The sequence below is a fragment of the Colwellia marinimaniae genome (genome assembly GCF_002207865.1).
GTDB lineage: Bacteria > Pseudomonadota > Gammaproteobacteria > Enterobacterales > Alteromonadaceae > Colwellia > Colwellia marinimaniae.
Genome location: NZ_BDQM01000449.1, coordinates 1 through 245, shown reverse-complemented (window position 1 = coordinate 245; position 245 = coordinate 1). Strand labels below are relative to the sequence as shown.

The window sequence follows — 245 nt, the reverse complement described above, 5'->3', positions numbered from 1 at the left end:
CGAATAGGCCGATCTGGCAGATCCAGGCGATGCCTTCTGAGAAGGACCTGGTGGTGTGTTGGTAGGGAAGATCGCCGTTGCCGATGACGACGGCGGCGATGTAGACGGCCGAAAACCCGGAGACGCCAATCCACGCTCCTGTGCCATAGGCAGTGACGGCCCATGCCATCGCGGCGATAGCGTACAGGTTGCCCGATGGCAGGGTGATACGCCGACTGACCTTGCCGGCTACCCACCCCACGAGC

The 245-nt window shown here is 62.9% G+C and carries 1 pseudogene; it reads right to left on the bottom strand.

The window, feature by feature from the left end:
• Positions 1 to 245, bottom strand: a pseudogene (locus tag MTCD1_RS23810) (potassium/proton antiporter); the annotation flags it as partial.